The 23,669-nt window shown below is 67.8% G+C and carries 10 protein-coding genes; 5 read left to right on the forward strand and 5 right to left on the reverse strand.

What is annotated here, in order from left to right; translation table 11 throughout:
- Positions 1 to 17 precede the first annotated feature (17 nt).
- From GTP41_RS14745 to ypfJ, 4 genes are all read right to left on the reverse strand, one after another.
- Positions 18 to 791: a CheR family methyltransferase gene (locus tag GTP41_RS14745; RefSeq protein ID WP_161026321.1), complete on the reverse strand. Its 774-nt coding sequence runs from the start codon at positions 789 to 791 to the stop codon at positions 18 to 20.
- Positions 791 to 5,689, reverse strand: a complete 4,899-nt coding sequence (locus tag GTP41_RS14750) for a hybrid sensor histidine kinase/response regulator (RefSeq protein ID WP_161026322.1) — start codon at positions 5,687 to 5,689, stop codon at positions 791 to 793. Before GTP41_RS14750 ends, GTP41_RS14745 begins: the two co-directional genes overlap by 1 nt.
- Before the next feature lie 331 nt (positions 5,690 to 6,020).
- Positions 6,021 to 8,105: a prolyl oligopeptidase family serine peptidase gene (locus GTP41_RS14755; RefSeq protein ID WP_161026323.1), complete on the reverse strand. Its 2,085-nt coding sequence runs from the start codon at positions 8,103 to 8,105 to the stop codon at positions 6,021 to 6,023.
- Positions 8,106 to 8,141: 36 nt separating this feature from the next.
- Complete coding sequence (gene ypfJ, locus GTP41_RS14760; protein WP_161026324.1) at positions 8,142 to 9,026, reverse strand: KPN_02809 family neutral zinc metallopeptidase; 885 nt, start codon at positions 9,024 to 9,026, stop codon at positions 8,142 to 8,144.
- A 73-nt stretch (positions 9,027 to 9,099) separates the two neighbouring features.
- Here ypfJ and GTP41_RS14765 point away from each other — a divergent pair, with 73 nt between their 5' ends.
- Positions 9,100 to 9,798 (forward strand): hypothetical protein, encoded by a 699-nt coding sequence (locus tag GTP41_RS14765; RefSeq protein ID WP_161026325.1) that lies wholly within the window; start codon positions 9,100 to 9,102, stop codon positions 9,796 to 9,798.
- On the opposite strand, the gene GTP41_RS14770 is transcribed toward GTP41_RS14765, so the two are convergent.
- The gene (locus tag GTP41_RS14770) at positions 9,785 to 11,449 is read right to left on the reverse strand and encodes a CehA/McbA family metallohydrolase (protein WP_229502869.1); all 1,665 of its coding nucleotides are present in this window, start codon (positions 11,447 to 11,449) and stop codon (positions 9,785 to 9,787) included. The genes GTP41_RS14765 and GTP41_RS14770 overlap by 14 nt on opposite strands.
- Before the next feature lie 82 nt (positions 11,450 to 11,531).
- Here GTP41_RS14770 and GTP41_RS14775 point away from each other — a divergent pair, with 82 nt between their 5' ends.
- The 4 genes from GTP41_RS14775 to recD are packed head-to-tail and all read left to right on the forward strand — an operon-like array spanning position 11,532 to position 23,667.
- Positions 11,532 to 14,627, forward strand: a complete 3,096-nt coding sequence (locus GTP41_RS14775; RefSeq protein WP_229502871.1) for a CHASE domain-containing protein — start codon at positions 11,532 to 11,534, stop codon at positions 14,625 to 14,627.
- A gap of 60 nt (positions 14,628 to 14,687) precedes the next feature.
- Positions 14,688 to 18,104 (forward strand): exodeoxyribonuclease V subunit gamma, encoded by a 3,417-nt coding sequence (gene recC / locus GTP41_RS14780; protein WP_161026326.1) that lies wholly within the window; start codon positions 14,688 to 14,690, stop codon positions 18,102 to 18,104.
- Positions 18,101 to 21,739 carry an exodeoxyribonuclease V subunit beta gene (gene recB, locus GTP41_RS14785; RefSeq protein ID WP_161026327.1) on the forward strand — a complete coding sequence of 1,213 codons (3,639 nt, stop codon included), beginning with the start codon at positions 18,101 to 18,103 and terminating at the stop codon, positions 21,737 to 21,739. Before recC ends, recB begins: the two co-directional genes overlap by 4 nt.
- On the forward strand, positions 21,736 to 23,667 hold the full coding sequence (gene recD, locus GTP41_RS14790) for an exodeoxyribonuclease V subunit alpha (RefSeq protein ID WP_161026328.1): 1,932 nt from the start codon (positions 21,736 to 21,738) through the stop codon (positions 23,665 to 23,667). The genes recB and recD overlap by 4 nt, the downstream gene beginning before the upstream one ends.
- The last annotated feature ends 2 nt before the right edge of the window (positions 23,668 to 23,669 follow it).

Raw genomic sequence — 23,669 nt, forward strand, 5'->3', positions numbered from 1 at the left:
AACTGACAGGGTTGCACTCACGTTGTGCAATTTTGCACATAACCGAGGGGGGCGAGGCTTTCGTGGAAGAGCTGGAGCACGTGTTGCCGCAGCAGGGGGCCGAAGTCGGGCAGGCTGCGCGGCGCGATGATCAGGTTGAACTCGTTGAAGGAGGCGTCGGTGACCAGGTTGTATTGCGACCAGGTGATGTGCTTGCGGTGCGCGCCGGCCAGCGCGGCGCGGCCGGCCTGGACCTGGAAGTAGTCGTTGAGCTGGCCCTGGCCGCCACTCTGGCGGTAGGCGGCTTGCGCCTGTTCCAGCTCGGCCTCGGTGAGCCAGGCGGACAGGGCTTCGTCCAGCAGGTCGTCGCTGGCGACGGTGGCGTGGATTTCGGCCTGCTCCAGCAGGCCCATCTCGGCCAGGATGACGGCCAGGGTCCAGGCCTGGCCGGCGCCGGCGCAGTCGGCCAGCCAGATGCGGGGCAGGGCGGCGCCGCGCAGGGCGTGTTCGGCGGCTTCGCGCAGCATCAGCGCTTCGGCCGGGGCGTCGAACAGGCCGGCGGGCGGCACGTGCAGGGTGCGGAATAGCTGGCCGGCGGCGACGGCGTCGTGCAGGGCGCTGTCCTGCAGCTGCGATAGCGTGGCCAGGCCGTGCTGCCGCATGAAGCCGAACAGCTTGGCCTTCAGCGCCACGCGCTCGTGCAGGCGGAAGTCGAAGCCGAAGCGGCGCACCAGCGCTTCGAGCAGCAACTCCAGCTCCAGCTCCTCCAGCTCGGGCGCCGTGCTGCGGCGCAGTTCTTCGCTCGCGCCCATCAATGCAGCCAGACGCGCATCAGCGACAACAGCTGCGCCACGTCCACCGGTTTGGTGATGTAGTCGGAGGCGCCGGCGGCGATGCATTTGTCGCGGTCGCCCTTCATGGCCTTGGCGGTCAGCGTGATGATGGGCAGCGAACGGAATTTGGGGATGCGGCGGATGGCGCGCATGGTGTCGTAGCCGTCCATCTCCGGCATCATGATGTCCATCAGGACGATCTCGATGGTCGGGTCGCGTTCCAGCACCTCAATGCCATCGCGCCCGTTCTCGGCGAAGGAGACCTGCATCTGCTGGCGTTCCAGCAGCGAGGACAGGGCGAAGATATTGCGCAAGTCGTCGTCCACGATCAGCACCTTGCGCCCTGCCAGGCCGGCATCGGCCGCGTGCACCTCTTCCAGCATGCGGCGCTGCGCTTCCGGCAGGTTGGCCTGGGAGCGGTGCAGGAACAGCGCCGTTTCATCCAGCAGGCGCTCGGGCGAGCGGGCGTCCTTGATGACGATGGTCTTGGCGTAGCGTTTGAGCTTGGCCACTTCCTTGCGGTTCAGCTCTTTGGCGGTGTTGATCACGATCGGCATGGCGCGCAGGCGCTGGTCCTTGCCGATGGTGTCGAGCAGGTCGAAGCCGCTGATGTCGGGCAGGGTCAGGTCGAGCACCATGCAGTCGAAGTGGGCGGCGTGCAGGGCGGCCAGTGCTTCCTGGCCGGTGCCGACGGCGGTGATGGCGACATCGGAGTCGCCTATCAGCTTGATGATGGCGTCGCGCTGGTTCTCTTCGTCGTCCACCACCAGCAGGTTGCGTTTGCCGCCGATCAGGAAGCGCTGGATGCGCGAGAATTCTTCGTTCAGGTCTTCCTTGCTGACCGGTTTGTTCAGGTAGGAGATGGCGCCGCTGCGCAAGGCCGGTTCGCGTTCGCGCAGGCTGGACATGACATGCACCGGGATGTGGCGCGTGCTCGGGTCGCGTTTCAGGCGCTCCAGCACGGTGAAGCCGTCGATGTCCGGCAGGTCCAGGTCGAGCAGGATGGCCGAGGGCAGGTAGTCGCGCGCCAGGCTCAGGGCCCAGTCGCCCTGGTGCGTGACGATGCCCTTGAAGTTCTTTTCGCGCGCGAAATCCAGCACCACTTTGGCGAAGCGCTCGTCGTCCTCCACGATCAGCACCGACGGGTCGCCCGGCGTGGTCAGGCCGCGGTCGTCGATGGTGGAGCCGTAGGTCTGTTCGTCCTGTTCGATCTGCGGCTGCGGTGGCGGCGTGTACACCACGGCGGGGGCGGCGATCATCGGCTGCGGGGTGTTCGGCGTGTTCGGCGCGGGCAGGCGCGGCATGGCCGGCTGGCGCGCCGTCTCGTAGTACACGAAGCCGGAGCGGTTATACGGCAGGAACAGGGTGAAGGTGGAGCCGGCGCCGACCACCGATTCGACGCGGATCTCGCCGCCCAGCAGGCGGGCCAGTTCGCGCGAGATCGACAGGCCAAGGCCGGTGCCGCCGTACTTGCGGGCGGTGGAGCCGTCGGCCTGCTGGAAGGCTTCGAAGATCAGCTGCAGCTTGTCGCTGGCGATACCGACGCCGGTATCGCTGACAGCGAACGAGAGCACGGCGTCGGCATTGCCCAGGTTGGGGTGGTCGCTGCTCCAGCCGCTTTGCACCAGGGCGATGCCGAGCGAGACCTGGCCGTGGTTGGTGAATTTGAAGGCGTTCGACAGCAGGTTTTTCAGCACCTGCTGCAGGCGCGTGGTGTCGGTCATCAGGGAGGCGGGCAGGTTGTCGCCCAGTTCCACCGTGAAGCCGAGGTGCTTGGCCTCCGCCATATGGCGGAAGGTGCGCTCGACGTAGCTGCGCAGGTTGGCGAAGCGGTATTCGGACACGTCCAGCGTGACGGTGCCTGATTCGATCTTGGACAGGTCGAGAATGTCGTTGATCAGCGTGAGCAGGTCGGAGCCGGAGCCGTGGATGGTCTTGGCGAATTCCACCTGCTTGCCGGACAGGTTGCCCTCCGGGTTGTCGCCCAACTGCTGCGCCAGGATCAGCAGCGAGTTCAAAGGCGTGCGCAGCTCGTGCGACATATTGGCCAGGAACTCGGACTTGTATTTGGAGGACAGGGCCAGTTGGGTCGCCTTTTCTTCCAGCGCCAGTTTGGCCTGCTCCACCTCGCGGTTCTTGCGTTCCACCTCGATATTCTGCTCGGACAGCAGGCGCGCCTTCTCGGCCAGCTCCTGGTTGGTTTGCTGCAGTTCCTGCGCCAGCGATTGCGATTGCGTCAGCAGCGATTCGGTGCGGCTGTTGGCCTCGATGGTGTTCAGCACCACGCCGATCGATTCCATCAGCTGGTCGAGGAAGGACAGGTGGGTCTCGGTGAAGCGATCCAGCGAGGCGATTTCGATCACCGCCTTCACCTGCTGCTCGAACAGGATGGGCAGCACCACGATATTGGTGGGCGGCGCCGCGCCCAGGCCGGAGCTGACCACGATGTAGTCGCGCGGCACGTCGGTCAGCCAGATGCGCATTTTCTCCAGCGCGCACTGGCCGACCAGACCCTCGCCCGGCAGGAAGGAGGTGGGCAGCTTGCGCGACGAGCGGTAGCCGTAGCTGGCGATCATGCGCAGGCGGGCGTCGGCCAGCTGCGAGTCCATCATGTAGAACACGCCGTGGTGGGCCGACACCAGCGGCGCCAGCTCGGACAGGATCAGCTTGGTCACCGCCTGCAGGTCGCGCTGGCCTTGCAGCAGGCGGGTGAAGCGCGCCAGGTTGGTTTTCAGCCAGTCCTGCTGCGCGTTCTTCTGCGTGGTTTCCTTCAGGTTGCGGATCATCTCGTTGATGTTGTCCTTCAGGTAGGACACCTCGCCGCGCGCCTCGACCTGGATGGAACGGGACAAGTCGCCGCGCGTCACGGCGGTTGCCACCTCCGCGATCGCGCGCACCTGGTTGGTCAGGTTCGCCGCCAGCTGGTTCACGTTCTCGGTCAAGTCCTTCCAGGTGCCGGCCACGCCGGACACGTTGGCCTGGCCGCCCAGCTTACCCTCGGTCCCCACCTCGCGCGCCACGCGCGTCACTTCCGAGGCGAAGGAGGACAGCTGGTCCACCATCACGTTGATGGTGTCTTTCAGTTCCAGGATCTCGCCCTTCACGTCCACCGTGATCTTTTTCGACAGGTCGCCGCGCGCCACCGCGGTGGTCACCGCCGCGATATTGCGCACCTGGCCGGTCAGGTTGGAGGCCATGAAGTTCACGTTGTCGGTCAAGTCTTTCCAGGTGCCGCCCACGCCGGGCACGTAGGCCTGGCCGCCCAGCTTGCCCTCGGTACCCACCTCGCGCGCCACGCGCGTCACTTCCGACGCGAACGAGGACAGCTGGTCCACCATCACGTTGATGGTGTTTTTCAGTTCCAGGATCTCGCCCTTCACGTCCACCGTGATTTTCTTGGACAGGTCGCCGTTCGCCACCGCCGTGGTCACCTCCGCGATATTGCGCACCTGGCCGGTCAGGTTGGAGGCCATGAAGTTCACGTTATCGGTCAAGTCCTTCCAGGTGCCGCCGACGCCGGACACGTTTGCCTGGCCGCCCAGCTTACCCTCGGTCCCCACCTCGCGCGCCACCCGGGTCACCTCCGAGGCGAAAGAGTTCAACTGGTCCACCATCACGTTGATGGTGTTTTTCAGCTCGAGGATCTCGCCCTTCACGTCCACCGTGATCTTCTTGGACAGGTCGCCGTTCGCCACGGCGGTGGTCACCTCGGCGATATTCCGCACCTGCGAGGTCAGGTTACCCGCCATGGAGTTCACGGAGTCGGTCAAGTCTTTCCAGGTGCCGGCCACGCCTTTCACCTGCGCCTGGCCGCCCAGTTTGCCCTCGGTGCCCACCTCGCGCGCCACACGCGTCACTTCGGACGCGAAGGAGGACAGCTGGTCCACCATCACGTTGATGGTGTTTTTCAGTTCCAGGATCTCGCCCTTCACGTCCACCGTGATTTTCTTGGACAGGTCGCCGTTCGCCACGGCGGTGGTCACCGCCGCGATATTGCGCACCTGGCCGGTCAGGTTGGAGGCCATGAAGTTCACGTTGTCGGTCAAATCCTTCCAGGTGCCGCCCACGCCCGGCACGTAGGCCTGGCCGCCCAGCTTGCCCTCGGTACCCACTTCGCGCGCCACGCGGGTCACCTCCGAAGCGAAGGAACGCAGCTGGTCCACCATCACGTTGATGGTGTCTTTCAGCTGCAGGATCTCGCCGCGCACGTCCACCGTGATTTTCTTGGACAAGTCGCCGTTCGCCACGGCGGTGGTCACTTCCGCGATATTCCGCACCTGGGAAGTCAGGTTACCCGCCATGGAGTTCACGGAGTCGGTCAAATCCTTCCAGGTGCCCGCCACGCCCTTCACCTGCGCCTGGCCGCCCAGTTTACCCTCGGTGCCCACCTCGCGCGCCACGCGCGTCACCTCGGACGAGAAGGAGGTCAGCTGCTCCACCATGGTATTCGCCGTCATCGCCGCGCGCAGGTATTGGCCTTTCAGGGGATGGCCATCCACCTCCAGCGCCATGGTCTGCGACAGGTCGCCCTTGGCCACGGCGCCGATCACGCGCGCCATTTCCGTGGTTGGCCGCACCAGGTCATCGATCAGGGTATTGACCGCGCTGATGATGGTGGCCCAGCCGCCGGAGACATGCACCGTCGCGCGCTGCGTCAGGCGGCCCTCACGGCCCACCACGCGGCTCACCTCCGTCACCGACTTCACCATGCGCTCGTTGGTTTCGATGATGTCGTTCAGGGTATCGGCGATCTTGCCCGACATGCCCGTCCAGTCGGACGGCAAACGCGCGGAGAAGTCACCTTTCTTCAAGGCCATCAAAGTGGACAAGATCAGTTTCAGGTCCAACTCTTCAGGCAGTTCGGTCATGTCATTCATCGACGGTACCTCGTTGTGCGGGTGGATTGCGAGGGGAAAGGCCTAAATTTACTCCAGCAGGTGCGACAGTCAATCACAAAGTATCAAAAAGCTTCACTTTGTAAAGAACGCAACGCCGCAGGCAACATTTTTCAGCATAGCCAGCGCCATATTTCCCCGGCGCACGCTTGGCAAAATTCGGGGCCAAAATTCGGGGTCAGGTCTGACAATCGGACAAAATGCCGGCATGCAATATGAAAAACACCCTGCGCGCCCATAAAGGCGGGAAGGGTGTTTTGAGATAAATCAAAGGTGTGTCGTCGGTGTCCGATTGTCAGACTTGACCCCGAATTTAGCGGAGCTGTTTCAGGAGGAAGGCGTAGGTCAGGGCGTTCATCTGGGCTTGCTGGTCGTTGTTGGCGGCGCCGGCGTGGCCGCCTTCGGTGTTTTCCCAGTACAGCACGTCATGCCCTTGCTCTTTCATCTTGGCGACCATCTTGCGGGCGTGGCCGGGGTGGACGCGGTCGTCGCGGGTGGAGGTGGTGAACAGGACGCGCGGGTAGTGCTTGTCCTTGAACACGTTCTGGTACGGCGAGTATTTGCTGATGTAGGCCCATTGCTTCGGGTCGTCCGGGTCGCCGTATTCACCCATCCAGGAGGCGCCGGCCAGCAGCTTGCTGTAGCGCTGCATGTCGAGCAGGGGGACCTGGCAGACGACGGCGTTGAACAGGTCGGGGCGCTGGGTCAGCGCTGCGCCCACCAGCAGGCCGCCGTTGCTGCCGCCCATGATGCCGAGGTGGCGCGGGCTGGTGATCTTGCGCTTGATGACGTCCTGGGCGACGGCGGTGAAGTCGTCGAAGGCGCGCTGGCGGTTTTCCTTCAGCGCGGCCTGGTGCCAGCGCGGGCCGAATTCGCCGCCGCCGCGGATGTTGGCCAGCACGTAGGTGCCGCCTTGCTTGAGCCATGCGGCGCCGGTGCTGCCGCTGTAGAAGGGCTTCATCGAGACTTCAAAGCCGCCGTAGCCGTACAGGATGGTGGGGTTCTTGCCATTCAGCTTGGCTTTCTTCGCCATCACCACGAAGTAGGGCACTTTGGTGCCGTCTTTGGAGACGGCCATGTGCTGCTTTACCGTATACGGCGCGGCGTCGAAGTAGGCGGGCAGGGACTTGAGCGCGGTGCGCTGGTCGTTGCCGGTTTGCGCCAGGTACATCGTGGTCGGGGTGAGGAAGTCGGTCACCGTCAGGAAGTACTGGTCGGAGTCGACGGCGTCCAGCGGCTGCACGCCCAGGGTGCCGAAGGCGGGGGCGTCGACCTTGCGCTGCTGCCATTTGCCGTCCACGTGGCGCAGTTCGACCAGGCGGTTCTTGACGTTGTCGAGCACATTGAGCAGCAGGGCGCTGCGGGTGGCGCTGACGCCGTCGAGCGAGCTGGTGGCGCTTGGGGTGAACAGGACGTCGAACGCGCGCTCGCCCGCCATGAAGCGTTTGAAGTCCATCGCCAGCAGGGAGCCTTGCTGGTAGGTGGCGCCGTTGACGGTCCAGTCGGAGCGCAGCTCGATCACCAGCTGGTCGCGCACGGTGTAGGCGTTGGCGTCGTCCGGCTTCGCCACTTTGGTGAGCGTGGCGCCTTCGCGCAGGAACAACTCGCTGGCGTAAAAGCCGATCTGGCGCGTGATGAACTGGTGGTTGTAGCCGGGGGTGAAGTCCTTGTAGGAGCCTACGCCCAGGTCGTCGGTTTTGGCTTCGTAGAGGGTGGTGGCGGCGGCCAGCGGGGCGCCGCGTTGCCATTCCTTGACAATGCGCGGGTAGCCGGAGGTGGTCATGCTGCCGGCGCCGAAGTCGGTGGCGACGAAGACGGTGTCGGCGTCGATCCAGCCGATGTCGCTCTTGGCTTCGGGCAGGTTGAAGCCGTCGGCGATGAAGGCGCGCTGGCTCACGTCGAATTCGCGCACGACGTGGGCGTCGCCGCCGCCGCGCGAGAGCTGCACCAGGCATTTCTCGCCTTTGGGGTAGAGGCAGGAGGCGCCGTGCCATACCCAGTTTTCCTTTTCGTCGGCGGCCAGCTTGTCGATGTCGAGCACCGTTTCCCATTGCGGGTCGGCCTTCTGGTACTGCTCGAGCGTGGTGCGGCGCCAGATGCCGCGCGTGTGCGTGGCGTCGCGCCAGAAGTTGTAGTAATAGTCGCCCTGCTTGTTGACGTAGGGGATGCGCTCTTTCGAATTGAGGATGGTCTTCAGGCGTGCGTGGATGGCTTTATAGTCGGGCTGCGCCTGCAGCTCTTTCTCGGCGGCGGCATTCTGTTCCTTGACCCAGGCCAGCGGCTTGTCGCCGCCGACGTCTTCCAGCCACAGATAAGGGTCGGGCTGCTGCGCGTACGCGCCGCCCACTGCCGCCAAACCAAGCACCACGCCGGATGCCATTTTTCGATACGCGCGCATTCCACCTCCAAGTTGTCAGAATGCGCACAATTTACACTAGAGTTGGCGGGCCTCAAAGGTATTGCATTGGGAAATTTCGCCGGAATCGATGCCGCGCTTGAACCAGCGCACGCGCTGCGCCGAGCTGCCGTGGGTGAAGGAGTCCGGCACCACCTGGCCGCCGGCCTGGCGCTGCAGGGCGTCGTCGCCGATGGCGGTGGCGGCGGCCAGCGCGGCTTCGACGTCGCCTTGCTCAATGATGTTGCGGGCGCGGTTGGCGTGGTGGGCCCAGACGCCGGCGAAGCAGTCGGCTTGCAGCTCCAGGCGGACCGAGAGGGCGTTGGCCTGGCGTTCGGAGGCGTTGCGCTGGGCATTGTGGACTTTGTCGCTCAGGCCCATGAGGTTTTGCACGTGGTGGCCGACTTCGTGCGCGACCACGTAGGCTTGCGCGAATTCGCCGGGCGCGTTGAAGCGGCGCTCCATCAGGCGGAAGAAGTCCAGGTCGATGTAGATTTCGCGGTCGCCCGGGCAGTAGAACGGGCCGGTGGCGGAAGCGCCCTGGCCGCAGGCGGTCTGGATGCGGCCGGTGAACACGTTCAGTTTGGGCATCTGGTAGTTGCCGCCGTTGCGGCGGAACAGTTCCTGCCACACGTCTTCGGTGTCGGCCAGCACGACTTTCATCAGCTTGTATTCGCGGTCGTCGGCTTCGGCGCGCGGGCGCGGTTGCTGCTGTTCGCTGACCTGGACCGGGCCGCCGCCGCCGCTCAGCAGGCCGAGGATGGTGAGCGGATTCACGCCAAACACCCAGCCGCCCAGCAATGCCAGCACGATGGTGCCGATGCCGATGGAGCGGCCGCCGAAGCCGAATCCCCCGCCGCCGCCACCGCCGTCGCCACGGTGGTCTTCGACGTTTTCACTTTCCCGGTTGCCTTCCCAGCGCATTATTTAACTCCTTATTTGTTTTCCCACAGTTTAGCGCATTGGTGTGCGCGGCGGGCGCACGTACAATGCGGCCATGAAGATTCCAGGCAAAGCAAATCCACGGGCGGCGGCGGTCGCGATGGCCGGCGTGGCGGTGGTTCTGGTGCTGTTGGCGGCGCTGGCGGTTTGGTACAAGCAGCTGCGGGTGAAGACCGTCAGCGTGCCGTGCGCCCAGCAGCAGGCGGCCGATCTGTCGCCGCAGTGCGCGGCGCAGGCCGAGGCGGCGGCCGGACGCGGCGAGCGGGCGGCGATGATGGCGCTGACCGAGTATTTCCAGTCGCGCCAGCCGGCGCAGGCGCTGCGCTGGATGCGCGCCGCGGCGGCGGCGGGCGAGCCGCGCGCCATCGCGCGCGTGCTGCAGGCTTGCGGCGCGGGCCAGCCCTTCACCATGGATGAGGCGCGGGCCCTGCTGCCGCAGGCGCCGGTGCTGGCAGCGCTGGATTTCCAGCTGGGCGGTTCCTGTGCGCCGCCGGACCTGGCGGCGGCGCGCGCCGTACAGCCGGCGACGGTGCTGGCGCAAGCCGACGGCGCCGGCCTGTGCAAGGTGGCCGTGCGTTATGGTTTGCTGCGCATGTCGCGCGAGGGCGCGCAGCTCGATTCGCAGGGCGCGCAGCAAATGCTGGCCGAGTGCGAGCGGCGCGCGCAGGCCCCGGCCGATGTGCGGCAGGAGGCGCAGGCCGTGCGGCAAATGCTGGCGCGCGAAATCAGGCCGGTGCATATCAGCGTTGATTGATCCATATCGGGGCTGACCACAGCTGGCGGCCGTCGTCCTGCGTGATGCGGGCGTAGTAGAAGTGGCGGCCGGGCGCCGGGGTGAGCGTGTGCTGCAGGGCGCGGACGCCGGGCAGGGCGCGCACTGCGCCCTGGCGCCCTGGCACGCCTTCCATGATCTCCAGCGTGGCGATGCCGCGCCCCGTGCTGCTGGCGAAGTGCACCTGCAGGGCCAGCGGGCCGCTGTTATCGACCTCGCTGCCCATGATGGCGCCATTGGCGCTGAGGGCGATGGCGCTGTGCTTGTCCATGGTGGCGAAGACGCGGCGGGCGCGGATGGCGGCCAGCACGCTTTCCTGCGTTTGCCGGTCGCCGGCTGGCAGCAGGATGCCGGTGCGGTTGCCGTAGGCGGCGCCCCAGTTGGCGCAGTGGTTGTCCTGGTTGCTGCTGAAGGCGAGCTGGTAGCCGGCTTCCAGCAGGCGGTTGCAGGTACTTTCGTAGAAGCTGTGGCGTACTTCGCTTTCGTCGGTGCGGGCGGAAAAGGCGTGGCTGTTCATGATCTCGCACAGGGCCATGGCGGCGGCGCCGTCCTGGCTGTAGGCCAGGGCTTTGCCGCCCAGCGGGAACTGGTTCTCTTTCGGGTGGTTGAATTGGCCCAGCCAGCCTTGCTCGTGCATGGCCTTGTAGAGGGCGGCGTAGTCGTTGCGCGGGGTGACTAGGTCGGCAAAGGGCTGGCCATCGGCGCTGCGTTCCCAACCCAGCAGGGCGGGGCTGTTCAGGATGTTGATGTGGCCGCCGCCGCTGATGATGCCCCATTCCTGGCCGTACAGGGCGGTGAAGGCCGGATGGGCGGCGCTGTAGCTGGCGGCGCTGTCCAGGCCCATGCGGTAGAGCTGGCGCGCGGCCAGCGGGTCGGCGCCGGGGGCGCTGCCTTCGCTGCCGTCGAACATGTGGTTGTGCTCGGAGGCCAGCAGGAACTGCAGGCCGTGGCGTTCGGCGAACTGGTAGGCGTCGGCCGGGCCGAAGGGCGCGCTTTGGGGCGCCTGCGCGCCGTCGCAGTGCGCCGGGTCGCCGCCGCCGTCGCTGTGGTTGGTCTGGCTGTGCAGGTTGCCGTAGATGATGGCGTAGGGCAGGCGGTCGAAGTGCGCCGGGCCGGCCAGGGTCCGGCCCGGCATCGAGGCGGGCGGGACGCGGGTGGCGGTGCTTGCCAGCAGCGTTGTCGGGCCGATGGCGAGCGGGCGGCGCTGGCGGATCTCGCCGGCCTGCAGGCGCAACTCGTAGATGCCGTTGGGCATCGCCGCGGTGGCGCGCCAGGGCACTTGCACGCGGCCATGGCCATGCTGCAGGACGTGGCGCCCGCGCCACTGGCGCACGAGCCGGCCATCCGGCCGGTGCAGGCTCAGTTGCCAGCGGACGGCGCGCGCCGCCTGGACGCCCGGCCGAGTAAAGTGCAAAATGAAAGTTCGCGCCTGGCCGGCCGCCGGGGGCTGGAATGCAGCCTCCAGCATGGCGTCGAACTCGCGGTGCTCCAGTGCTGGCGCCGCCACCGGCCGCGCTGGCGGTGCGGCCGCCGCGCCTGCCATGTGGAGCAGGCTGGTGGCCAAAGCTTGCGTGCAGGCCACAAAAACACCGCGCAGCCGGGATGCCGTTAAGATGTGGGATTCGTTTTTCATGATTTGCCCTCCTGTGGTGCTTTGGATCAGGGGGGCAAGGATTTGGTTCCGTTCCGGGCTGCTTTAATAGTATGCTGCTCAAATGCAAGACTTTTCTCAATGGATGCGGCGCAAGCTGAGGACCCTGACCGGCGGTCGGGTCTTGTTGTGGCTGCTTGGCCTGTCGCTGGCGGGGGCGGTGGGCACCACCTTGTACGCCACGGCCGCCCACACGGTGGAAGAGGAGGCGCACCAGCGCTTCGATAATATGAACCGCGCCACGCAGTACAGCATTTCGGCGCGGGTGAAGGCGTATTCGGACGTGGTGCGCGGCCTGGTGGCGCTGTTCCAGACGTCCGACCATGTGAGCCGGCTGCAGTTCCGCCAGTACGTGGCGGCGCTCGACGTGGGCAAGCATTTTCCCGCCATCGAGGCCATCAACTTCGCCCCCAATGTGCCGCAGGAGCAGCGCGAAGCCTTTGTGGCGGGGGTGCGGGCCGATACCAGCCTGGCGCCGGACGGCTATCCTAAATTCGACATCCGCCCGCCCGGCCAGCGCTCGCACTATTCGCCGCTGACCTACCTGGAGCCGATGGGGCAGTTGATGGAGAAGTTCGGTGTCGACATCACCGCCAATCCGAACATCGACCGCGCCATGCAGCTGTCGCGCGACACGGGCCAGATCAGCGCCTCGGGCCAGCCGGTGGTGGTCAAACAGCCGGTGCCGCATATCGGACTGGGCATGCGCCTGCCGGTGTACAAGCGCGGCATGCCGGTGCACGACGTGAGCAGCCGGCGCGCGGCCTTCCTGGGTTCGGTCGGCATCGGCTTCTCGGTCTCAAAGCTGATCCAGGGCGCCATTGATGAAATGGCGGACCGCCAGGTGCACATGATCCTGTATTCCGACGCGTCCACCGATCCGGAGAAGCGCAGCCTGATCATCGAGAACGACGACCGCCTGCTGTTCAACGATAACGGCTCGATCGACAAGCCGGCCGCGCTGCCGGGCAATCCGGAGGACTATTTCGTTTCCGTGCTGCCGATCGATTTCAACGGCAGCCTGTGGAAGGCCCAGTTCTACGCCCGCAAGGCCGATATGATCGTGGGCTTCGACCGCACCTTCCCGTTCCTCGCGCTGGTGACCGGTTTTGCCGGCACGCTGCTGATTTACGGCTATTTCTTCACCATGTACTCGCAGCGGCGCAACGCGCTGGAGCAGCGCCGCCTGCTGGACAGCGTGCTGGATAACGTGGACGCCCACGTGTATATGAAGGACCAGGACCGGCGCTATGTGTACGTGAACGCCAAGATGGCGGAGATGATCGGCCTGCCGGTGGACGGTATTATCGGCAAGCTCGATCGCGAGGTGATGCCGGCGCGCGAGGCCGACGAGGCCTGGCGCGAAGACCGCGTGGTGCTGGCGGACGGCCAGAAGCGCTCCGGCGAGGAAAGCTATACCGACCACCACGGCGTGGTGCATCACTTGTGGACGGTGAAGGCGCCGGTGCGGCTGGACAAGGAGGTGTCGGTGGTGATCGCCCTGTCGACCGATGTGACCGAGCTGCACATGCTGAAAGAGCAGGCGCGCGCGGCCAACCAGGCCAAGAGCGATTTCTTGTCGAATATGAGCCACGAGATCCGCACGCCGATGAATTCCGTGATCGGCATGGCGCACCTGGCGCTGAAGGGCGCCACCAATCCGAAGCAGAAGGATTACCTGCAAAAGATCTATCATTCGGGCCAGCACCTGCTGGGCATCATCAACGATATCCTCGACTTTTCCAAGATCGAGGCCGGCAAGCTCGACCTGGAAGTGCTGGATTTTGCGCTGGAGTCGCTGCTGACCAATATCTCCAGCCAGCTGGGCGACGCGGCGGCGCGCAAGCAGCTGGAGCTGGTGTTCGAGATCTGGCCCGGCCTGGCGCACCAGCTGCGCGGCGATCCGCTGCGGCTGGAGCAGGTGCTGCTGAACTTCACCAGCAACGCCATCAAGTTCTCGGAGAACGGCAAAATCTTCATCCGCGCCCGTCCGGTCGAGGACCGCGACAACTACACCGTGGTGCGCTTCGAGGTGCAGGACAACGGCATCGGCATGACGCCGGCCCAGGTCTCCAGCCTGTTCCAGTCCTTCCACCAGGGCGACACGTCGACCACCCGCAAATACGGCGGCACCGGCCTGGGGCTGGTGATCAGCAAGCAGTTGGCGGAGCTGATGGGCGGCACCGTGGGCGTGGAGTCGGAGCCGGGCCACGGCTCGACCTTCTGGTTCACGGCCAAGCTGCAAAAGGGCACGCACCTGCTGCAGGCCACCGACAGCAACGCGCTGCAGCCGGACTTGCTGGCGCCGATCCACGGCGCCTCCATCCTGCTGGTGGAAGACAATATCTTCAGCCAGCAGGTGGGCCAGGAACTGCTGGAGGATGCCGGCGCCACCGTGGTGGTGGCCAACAACGGCAAGGAAGCCATCGACCTGCTGATGAAAGAGCATTTCGACTGCGTGCTGATGGACGTGCAGATGCCGGTGATGGACGGTTACGAGGCGACGCGCCTGATCCGCGCCCATCCGAAACTGGCCGGCACCCTGATCATCGCCATGACGGCCAACGCCGGCAAAGAGGACCAGGCGCGCTGCCTGTCGGCCGGCATGGACGAATTCGTGACCAAGCCGATCGCGCCGAACCTGCTGTTCTCGGTGCTCTCGAAGTGGATGAGCCAGCGCGCGGCGGAAGGCCGCCTGGCCCAGGTGCGCAGCACGACCACGCCGGGCCAGGGCGCTGCCGTGGCGGCGCCGGTGCCGGCACCGGCGCACGCCGCCGCGCCGGCGGCGGTGGCCGAGCCGCCGGGCGAAGCCGAGCTGTTCGACCTGCGCGCCCTGGCCCAGACCTTCGGCAACAAGCCGGAGAAGATGCGCAAGTACGCCAACATGTTCATCGACTCGGCGCAGGACGGCCTGCGCGAGGTCGATGCGGCGCTGGCGGCGGGGGATATGGTGCGCCTGTCCGAGCTGGGCCACCGCATCAAATCCTCGGCGCGCGCGGTGGGGGCCATGAGCTTTGCCGACTTGTGCCTGGCGCTGGAGAAGCTGGCGCCGGCCGACGGCATTGAACGCGCCCGCGCCATCGTGCTGCAGATGCAGCCTTTGCTGGACCGCCTGCGCGAGCATATTGCGCAGGAAATGAACGCGAATATTCCGGGTTAGCGACACACTTTGTCGCAGGAGCGGCGATAATAGCAATCCTTGCTCATTCGCTGCTCTTACATGGCCCCAAGCATCCAACCCGGACTTCTTATCCTGCACGGCAACCAGCTGGAACAGCTGCGTAGCGCGGTTTTCCAGTGGCTGCGCAGCCATCCGCTGGCGCCGCTGGAGCAGGAGATCTTCCTGGTGCAGTCGAACGGCGTGGCCGAATGGCTGAAAATCGCCCTGGCCGAGGAAACGGGCCTGTGCGGCGCCACCCGCGTGGCGCTGCCGGCGCGCCTGTTGTGGGAGATCTATCGCGGCATGCTGGGCCACGCCAGCGTGCCGCCCATCTCCGCCTTCGACAAGGGCCCCCTGACCTGGCGCCTGATGCGCCTGTTGCCGCAGCTGCTGGCGCAGGACGTGTTCGCGCCGCTGCGCCATTTCCTGCGCGACGGCGACCCGGAGCGCCGCCTGCAGCTGGCCGAGCGCCTGGCCGACCTGTTCGACCAATACCAGGTGTACCGCGCCGACTGGCTGGAGGATTGGGCGGCCGGGCGCGACCAGCTGCGCAATGCGCGCGGCGAGCCGGTGCCGCTGGCGCCGGAGCAGCGCTGGCAGGCCGAGTTGTGGCGCGCGGTGGCGGCCAGCGTGCCGGAGCAGGAGCGCGGCCTGGGCCGCGCCAGCGTGCACGCCGCCTTTGTCGAGGCGGTGCAGCGCGGCGATGAGCCGCTGGGCCGCCTGCCGCGCCGCATCGTGCTGTTCGGCGTGTCGGCGCTGCCGTACCAGACCTTGCAGGCCATGGCCTCGCTGGCGCGCTTCACCCAGGTGGTGATCGCGGTGCCCAACCCGTGCCGCTACTACTGGGGCGACATTATCGAAGGGCGCGACCTGCTGCGCGCGGCGCGCCACCGCCACGCGGCGCGCAAGGAGATCGACCTGTCGGCGCTGCCGCTGGAGGCGCTGCACGCGCACAGCCATCCCTTGCTGGCGAGCTGGGGCCGGCAGGGGCGCGACTACATCCGCATGCTGGACGAGTTCGACACCGCCGCCGACCTGGCCGGGCGCGACGACAAGCTGCGCATCGACCTGTTCAGCGACGACGCGGGCGAAACCCTGCTGGCGCAGGTGCAGGCGGCCGTGCGCGATATGCTGCCGCTGGCCGAGCATCCGGCGGCGCAGGGCGCCGCGCCGCCCGCCGCGCACGACCGCTCGATCGAGTTCCACGTGGCGCACAGCGTGCAGCGCGAGGTGGAAGTGCTGCACGACCAGCTGCTGGCCATGTTCGCCGCCGACCCGGGCCTGCGCCCGCGCGACGTGGTGGTGATGGTACCGGATATCGACGTCTTCACCGCCTCGATCCGCGCCGTGTTCGGCCAGCACCGGCGCCATGACCCGCGCTTCATCCCGCATGAAATCGGCGACGTGAACGACCGCAGCGTGAACCCGCTGCTGGTGGCGCTGCAATGGCTGCTGCGCTTGCCGCAGCAGCGCTGCCGCCAGAGCGAGGTGCGCGACCTGCTGGACGTGCCTGCGCTGGCGCGCCGTTTCGGCCTGGCCGAGGACGACTTGCCGACCTTGGGCCAGTGGATCGAGGGCGCGGGCGTGCGCTGGGGCCTGGATGGTGGCCACCGCGCCGGGCTTGGCCTGGCGCCGGCCGGCGAGCAGAATGCCTGGATGTTCGGCGTGCGGCGCATGCTGCTCGGCTATGCGGCCGGCAACGGCGGCGCCTTCAGCGGCATCGAACCGTATGCGGAAGTGGGCGGGCTGGATGCCGCGCTGGCAGGTTCGCTGGCGCAACTGATCGAGGCCTTGCTGGCCTGGCGCGAGCGCCTGGGTGTGGCGCGCCGTCCGCTGGAATGGGCGGCCCAGGCGCGCCTGCTGCTGGCCGGCTTCTTCAGCGACCGCGACGAGGCCGACCGCCTGACCCTGGCGCGCCTGGACGATGCGCTCGACAAGTGGCTGGAAACCTGCGAGGACGCCGGCTTTGACGAGGAGGTGCCGTTGGCCACCCTGCGCGACGCGTGGATGGGCGGCCTGGACGAGCCGTCGCTGGAGCACCAGTTCGTCTCCGGCGGCGTCACCTTCTGCACCCTGATGCCGATGCGCGCGGTGCCGTTCCGCGTGGTCTGCCTGCTGGGCATGAACGACGGCGACTTCCCGCGCCGCGCCAGCCGCGCCGATTTCGACTTGCTGGTGCTGCCGGGCATGGCGCGTCCGGGCGACCGCTCGCGCCGCGACGACGACCGCTACCTGATGCTGGAGGCGCTGCTGGCGGCGCGCGACAAGCTGTATATCAGCTGGGTCGGGCGCAATGTGCGCGACAACAGCGAACAGCCGCCGTCGGTGCTGGTGGCGCAGCTGCGCGACTACCTGCGGGACGGCTGGCGGCTCGACCTCGATGCGCGCACCACGGCGCACGCGCTGCAGCCGTTCAGCCGCGCGTACTTCGAGCGCGGCGGCCTGCTGACCTATGCCGGCGAATGGCGCGCGGCGCACGATGCGGGCGAAGGTGGCGATGCGGCCGCCGCGCCGGCGCTGGCGCGGTACGAGCTGGAAGACGGCTTCCGCCTGCGGCTGTCGACCCTGGCGGCCTTCCTGCGCCAGCCGGTGCGGCATTTCTTCCGCCAGCGCCTGGGCGTGTTCTTCGGCGAATCGGCGGTGGTGGGCGAGGACGAGGAACCGTTCCAGCTGAATGGCCTGCAGCGCTACACGCTGGAAGACGCCATGCTGGCCGACAGCGGCGAGCTGGAAGCGCTGGACGATGTGCGCGCCAGCCTGCGGCAGCGCGGCCTGCGCCTGCGGCGCCAGGGCATGCTGCCGATCGGCCTGATCGGCGAGCGCGTGCTGGACGAGCTGGTGGAGGAGCTGGTGCCGGTGCGCACCGCCTGGCTGGCCTTGTGCGGCACCTATTGGGAGGCGGCGCCAAAACTGGCGATCCACCTCGACCTGGACGGCTTGCCGCTGGAGGACTGGATCGACCAGTTGCGGCGCGCGGGCGAGGCAACGGCCTGGCTGGCGCAGATGTCGTCGCGCGTGTGCGACAAGTCGGGCGCGCCGCGCGGCGAGAAGCTGATCCCGATGTGGCTGCGCCAGCTGGCGGCAGCGGCCCAGGGGCAGTCGGTGACCGGTTTCCTGGTGGCGCGCGACGCCATCGTGATCATGGAGCCTTTGGCGCAGGACGAGGCGCTGGCGACCTTGCGCGCGCTGGCCGCCCTGTGGCGCGCCGGCATGGACCAGCCCTTGCCCGTGGCCTGCAAGACCGGCCTGGCGCTGGTGATGGAGGGCGATCCGCGCAGTACTTATGATGGAGGTTTCGAACTGTCCGGCGAAAACGATGACCCCTGCCTGGCCCGCCTGTGGCCGGACTTTGCCGCGCTGTCGGCGCAGGATGGCTTTGCGGCCAACAGCCGCGCCCTGTACCAGCCGCTGGCCGACTGGCTGGCGCAATCCGTGACCGTGCAGCCGATTGCCGGCGAAGGGGAGGGCGAGCAATGAGCATCGCACTGAACCCGCTCGACTTCCCGCTGCACGGCTCGCGCCTGATCGAGGCCAGCGCCGGCACCGGCAAGACCTGGACCATCGCGGCCTTGTATGTGCGCCTGGTGCTGGGGCACGGCAGGGAGAACGCTTTCGCGCGTCCGCTGATGCCGTCCGAAATCCTGGTCATGACCTTCACCCGCGCCGCTACGCGCGAGCTGTCCAACCGCGTGCGCGAACGCCTGGTGGAGGCTGCGGCCTACTTCCGCGCTGAAGGCGGGCATGAGCCGGACTCCTACCTGGACGCCTTGCTGGAAGAACTGCCCGACGCGGGCGCGCGCCTGCAGGCGGCGCACCGCCTGCAACTGGCGGCGGAGACGATGGACGAAGCGGCCATCTTCACCATCGACGCCTGGTGCCAGCGCATGCTGCGCGAGCACGCCTTCGACAGCGGCAACCTGTTCGACGAGGAGTTGCTGAGCGACGAGGGCGCGCTGTATGAAGACGCGGCCCACGACTATTGGCGCCAGCAGGTCTACCCGCTGGGCGAAGACGCGCTGCAGGTGCTGCTGTCGGCCTGCCGCGACGTCGAAGCGCTTAAACGCAGCGTGCGCGAGCTGGCGCGCCGGCCCGACGCCGCCGCATGCGCTGGACCGTCCGCCATGGAAACGCTGGGCGCCATGATCGCCCGCGTGCGGCGCGAGCAGATGTCGGCACTGGCCGCGCTGAAAGACGGCTGGGCCGAGCGCGCCGACCGCATGGAGGGCTGGATCGCCGCCCAGCGCGAAGACAATCCCAAGTGCTTCAACGGCACCAAGCTGCGCGCCGATTCCGTAGTCAAATGGTTCGCCGCCCTGCGCGACTGGGCCAGCGACCCGGCGCAGCACGCGCCGGACATGAACGACACGCCCTGGTTCCGCCTGACCCCGGCCGGCATGGTGGACGCCTGCGCCAAGAATTTCGTCCCCGAGATCCCGGACGACTTCGAGGCCATCGCGCCGCTGCGGCGCGCGCTGGACGCCATCGAGCCGCTGCGCCACCACGTCTTGCGCCACGCCGCCGCCACCATCGCCGCGCGCATGCAGGCGCTGAAAGCGCAGCAGCGCCAGTTCGGCTTCGCCGACATGCTGGAACGGCTGCGCGGCGCGCTGGAGGGCGGCAACGGCGCCGCGCTGCGCCAGCGCATCATCAGCCAGTACCCGGTGGCGATGGTGGACGAATTCCAGGACACCGCGCCCAGCCAGTACCGCATCTTCAACCTCTTGTACCGCGTGGCCGACAACGCCCGCGAGCTGGGCCTGTTCCTGATCGGCGACCCGAAACAGTCGATTTACGGCTTCCGCGGCGCCGACATCCACAGCTACCTGGACGCCCGGCGCGCTACCGCGGGCCGCCATTACCAGCTGGGCACCAACTTCCGCTCCACGGCGCAGGTGGTGGCTGCGGTCAACCAGGTCTTCCTGCATGCCGAAGGCGTGGCCGGGCAGGGCGGCTTCGCGCGCGGCGCCTTCCGCTTCCGCACCGGCGAAGGCAACCCGCTGCCGTTCGACGCGGTGGGGGCGCGCGGCCGCGAAGAACGCCTGGTCGGGCCGGACGGCGACATCCAGGCCCTGACCGCCGGCTGCACCCTGGAGCAGTTGGGCGCCGACGCTTACCGCGAGTATTTCGCCGAGCAGTGCGCCGAGCATATCGCCTGCCTGCTTAACGACGAAGCGACCGGCTTCCAGTCGCCGGCGGGCTTCAAGCGCCTGCAACCGGCCGATATCGCCATCCTGGTGCGCGACCGGCGCGAGGCGGCGGCCGTGCGCAAGGCCCTGCAGCGGCGCGTGGTGCCGAGCGTCTACCTGTCCGACAAGGACTCGGTGCTGTCCAGCGAGGAAGCGGCCGACATGCTGCGCTGGCTGTCCGCCGTGGCCAACCCGCTGGATGGCCAGCTGGCGCGCACCGCCTTCGCCACCCGCAGCGCCAACCTGCCGCTGGCCGAGCTGGCGCAGTTCTCGGCCGATGAACTGGCGTGGGAGCGGCGCGTCGAGCAGCTCAAGGAATGGCATGTGGTGTGGCAGCGCCAGGGCGTGCTGGCCATGCTGCGCCGCTTCATCCACGACCTGGGCCTGCCGGCGCAGTTGCTGGCGCGCCCGGGCGGCGAACGCAGCCTGACCAATATGCTGCACCTGGCCGAACTGCTGCAGCAGGCCAGCCGCCAGCTGGAAGGCGAGCAAGCCCTGATCCGCTGGCTGGCCGAGCAGATCGAAGACGAAACCGATGGCGGCGATGAGCGCGTGCTGCGCCTGGAATCGGACGCGGAGCTGGTCAAGGTGGTGACCGTGCACAAGTCGAAAGGCCTGGAGTATCCGCTGGTCTACCTGCCGTTCGCGGTCTCGGTGCGCAAGGTCGATAAGCGCAACCGCATTTTCTTCGAATACACCGATGCCAGCGGCGCGCGCCGCATCGATATGCAGTTGTCCGACGCAGGCCAGGAGGCCGCCGAGGCGGCCCGCCTCGAAGAAGACCTGCGCCTGCTCTACGTGGCCTTGACGCGTGCGCGCCACTTCCTGTGGCTGGGGGTGGCGGCCCTGCCGGCCCGCAAGAAGGATGAAAACACCCTGCACGAATCGGCGCTCGGCTACCTGCTGACCGGCGGCGAAGCGCTGCCGGCCGGGCAGTTGCTGGAAACCTGGCAGCGGCTGCGCGGCGCATGCGACGCCATCGCCGTCGCCACGCTGGCGCCCAGCGTGCCGGTAACGCGCCTGGCGCGCGCCGTGCAGCGCCCGCCGCTGGAAGCGCCGCTGGCCTACCACGGCGATTTTGAGCGCGACTGGTCGGTCGGCAGTTTCAGCTCGCTGGCGCGGCGCAGCGGCGAGGCCCTGCCGGCGCCGATGCGCGCCGCCCAGGAAACCCTGATGGAGGGCGAGGACGCCGCCAGCAGCCTGCGCATCGAGGACGCGGTGTGGCACCGTTTCCCGCGCGGTTCGATGCCGGGCAATTTCCTGCACGAGCAGCTGGAGGCGCTGGCGCGCGAAGGGTTTGCCGCCATCCACCAGGAGCACTACGCCGAACGCGCCGCCCGCCAGATCAAACGCTCCGGCTGGGGCAACCGGGAAGCGGAAACGCTGGAATGGCTGCGGGTGATTGCCAGCACCGCGCTGCCGCCCCTGGGCAGCGCGCTGGACGGCATCACCCGCTTGCTGCCCGAGATGGAGTTCTGGTTTCCCAGCGAACGCCTGGATACGGCGCAGCTGGACCGCCTGTGCCGCCAGCACCTGCTGGAGGGCATCGCGCGCCCGGCGCTGCCGCAGCGCGAGCTGCACGGCATGCTGAAAGGCTTCTGCGACCTGGTGTTCGAGCACGACGGGCGCTATTGGGTGCTGGACTACAAATCGAACGCCCTGGGCGGCGGCGACGCGGCCTACCACAAGGCCGCGCTGTCGCACGGCATGGCGGCCCACCGCTACGACGTGCAGGGCGCCATCTACATGCTGGCCCTGCACCGCCTGCTGCGCACGCGCCTGGGCCAGGCCTACGACCCGGCCACGCAACTGGGCGGCGCCATCTTCTACTTCCTGCGCGGGGTGGGCAATGCACAGACGCGCGGCTGCTATGTGCTGCCGCCGGAGGCGCAACTGCTGGACGGACTGGACGGACTTTGCACATGAGTTTTTACGAACATATCGATATGCTGGCCGAAGGCGGCATGCTGCGCCGCCTGGGCCCCGTGTTCGCGCGCTTCGTCACATCACTGGCGGCGCAGGGCAGCGATGCGGCCGGCACGCCGCTGGCCCTGGCCTGCCTGCTGCTGTCCGAGCTGGAAGGCCGCGGCCACAGCTGCCTGCAGCTGGCGGCGCTGGCCGACGACCCCTCGCCCATGCTGGGCTGGAGCGACGACGACTGGCCCGCGCTGTGCGCCGAAGCGGGCGCGCTGCCGCAAGGCGCCGCCGCCTGGCAAGCCTACCTGCAAGCCTGCCCGCAAGTGCTGTCCTGGCCCGGCGGCGCCGACCACGGCCAGCCGCTGGTGCTGGCCGGCGGCCGCCTCTACCTGCGCCGCTACTGGTCGGACGAGAACACGGTGGCCGATGCGGTGCGCGGGCGCACCGGCGCCGGCAGCGCCGGGCCGGCGCCGGCGCTGCTGCGGCAATGGCTGGACCGCCTGTTCACCCACGCCACGCGCGAAGGCGGTGTCGATTGGCAGAAGATCGCCTGCGCCGTGGCGGCGCGCGGCGGGCTGGCGGTGATCACCGGCGGTCCCGGCACCGGCAAGACCTATACCGTGGCGCGCCTGCTGGCACTTTTATTCGCGGTGGAGGGCGAGCAGGCCGGCAACCTGCGCGTGGCGCTGGCCGCGCCGACCGGCAAGGCTGCCGCGCGCCTGAAGCAAGCCATCGACGATGCATTGGAAAAACTGGAGGTGGGGCTGGACGGCGCCTTGCCCCTGCGCGCCCTGGCCGAGCGCATGGGCGGTGCGCGCACCCTGCATTCGCTGCTGGGGGCGCGGCCCGATACGCGCGCCTTCCGCCACAACGCCGCCAACCCGCTCGACGTGGACGTGCTGATTGTCGACGAGGCCTCGATGGTGCACCTGGAAATGATGGCGGCCCTGCTGGAAGCCCTGCCGCCCACGGCGCGCCTGATCCTGCTGGGCGACAAGGACCAGCTGGCATCGGTGGAAGCCGGCTCCGTGCTGGGCGACTTGTGCCACGACGCGCAAGCCGGCGGCTACGACGCCGCCACCGCCGCCTTCGTGCAGGCCGCGACCGGCCAGGACATCGGGCCCGAGTACCTGGGCCACGCGGGCGCTTTGGCGCAACAGACCGTGATGCTGCGCCAGAGCCGCCGCTTCGGCGGCCCGATCGGCCAGCTGGCCCTGGCCGTCAACCAGGGCGATGCGGAAGCGGCGCGCGCCGTGCTGCGCGCCGACAGCGCGGGACAGCTGCACTGGAACGAGGCGGCGCAGCAGGAGGACATGCTGCGCCTGGCGGCGGAAGGCTACCGCCCCTTCCTGCAACTGGTGCAGCAAGGCAGCGGCGGCCACGAGCACGACGCCTGGGCCGCCGGCGTGCTGCAGGCTTTCGAAAGCTTCCGCCTGTTGTGCGCGGTGCGCGAAGGGGAGTGGGGCGTGACGGGACTGAACGACAGCATCGCCCAGCGCCTGGAGTCGCTAGGCTTGCTGAAGCGGCGCGGCGAATGGTATGTGGGACGGCCGGTCATGGTCACGCGCAATGACTACGCCACCGGCGTGTACAACGGCGATATCGGCCTGGTGCTGCCCGACCCTGAGCGGGCCGGCTCGCTGCGCGTCTATTTCTCCGACGCCGGCAAGGTGCGCAGCGTGCTGGCGACGCGCCTGCGCAATGTGGATACCGCCTTCGCCATGACGGTGCATAAATCGCAGGGTTCGGAGTTCAGCCACACGGTGCTGGTGCTGCCGCGCGAGGCTTCCAGCGTGCTGGCGCGCGAGCTGGTCTACACCGGCATCACGCGCGCGCGCCAGCGCTTCACCTTGCTGACGCCGAATCCCGGCGTGCTGCCGGACGCGATCCGGCGCCGCACCGAGCGCACCAGCGGCTTGCACAGCCTGCTCGCCTAGGC

Source organism: Pseudoduganella guangdongensis, from assembly GCF_009857475.1.
In the GTDB taxonomy this organism is placed as follows: Bacteria; Pseudomonadota; Gammaproteobacteria; order Burkholderiales; family Burkholderiaceae_D; genus Rugamonas; species Rugamonas guangdongensis.

Bases quoted from the DNA above. Each gene is read 5' to 3' on its own strand.
- GTP41_RS14745 (WP_161026321.1), bottom strand. From the start codon at position 791: ATGGGCGCGAGCGAAGAACTGCGCCGCAGCACGGCGCCCGAGCTGGAG.
- GTP41_RS14750 (WP_161026322.1), bottom strand. From the start codon at position 5,689: ATGAATGACATGACCGAACTGCCTGAAGAGTTGGACCTGAAACTGATC.
- GTP41_RS14755 (WP_161026323.1), bottom strand. From the start codon at position 8,105: ATGCGCGCGTATCGAAAAATGGCATCCGGCGTGGTGCTTGGTTTGGCG.
- ypfJ (WP_161026324.1), bottom strand. From the start codon at position 9,026: ATGCGCTGGGAAGGCAACCGGGAAAGTGAAAACGTCGAAGACCACCGT.
- GTP41_RS14765 (WP_161026325.1), top strand. From the start codon at position 9,100: ATGAAGATTCCAGGCAAAGCAAATCCACGGGCGGCGGCGGTCGCGATG.
- GTP41_RS14770 (WP_229502869.1), bottom strand. From the start codon at position 11,449: ATGAAAAACGAATCCCACATCTTAACGGCATCCCGGCTGCGCGGTGTT.
- GTP41_RS14775 (WP_229502871.1), top strand. From the start codon at position 11,532: ATGCAAGACTTTTCTCAATGGATGCGGCGCAAGCTGAGGACCCTGACC.
- recC (WP_161026326.1), top strand. From the start codon at position 14,688: ATGGCCCCAAGCATCCAACCCGGACTTCTTATCCTGCACGGCAACCAG.
- recB (WP_161026327.1), top strand. From the start codon at position 18,101: ATGAGCATCGCACTGAACCCGCTCGACTTCCCGCTGCACGGCTCGCGC.
- recD (WP_161026328.1), top strand. From the start codon at position 21,736: ATGAGTTTTTACGAACATATCGATATGCTGGCCGAAGGCGGCATGCTG.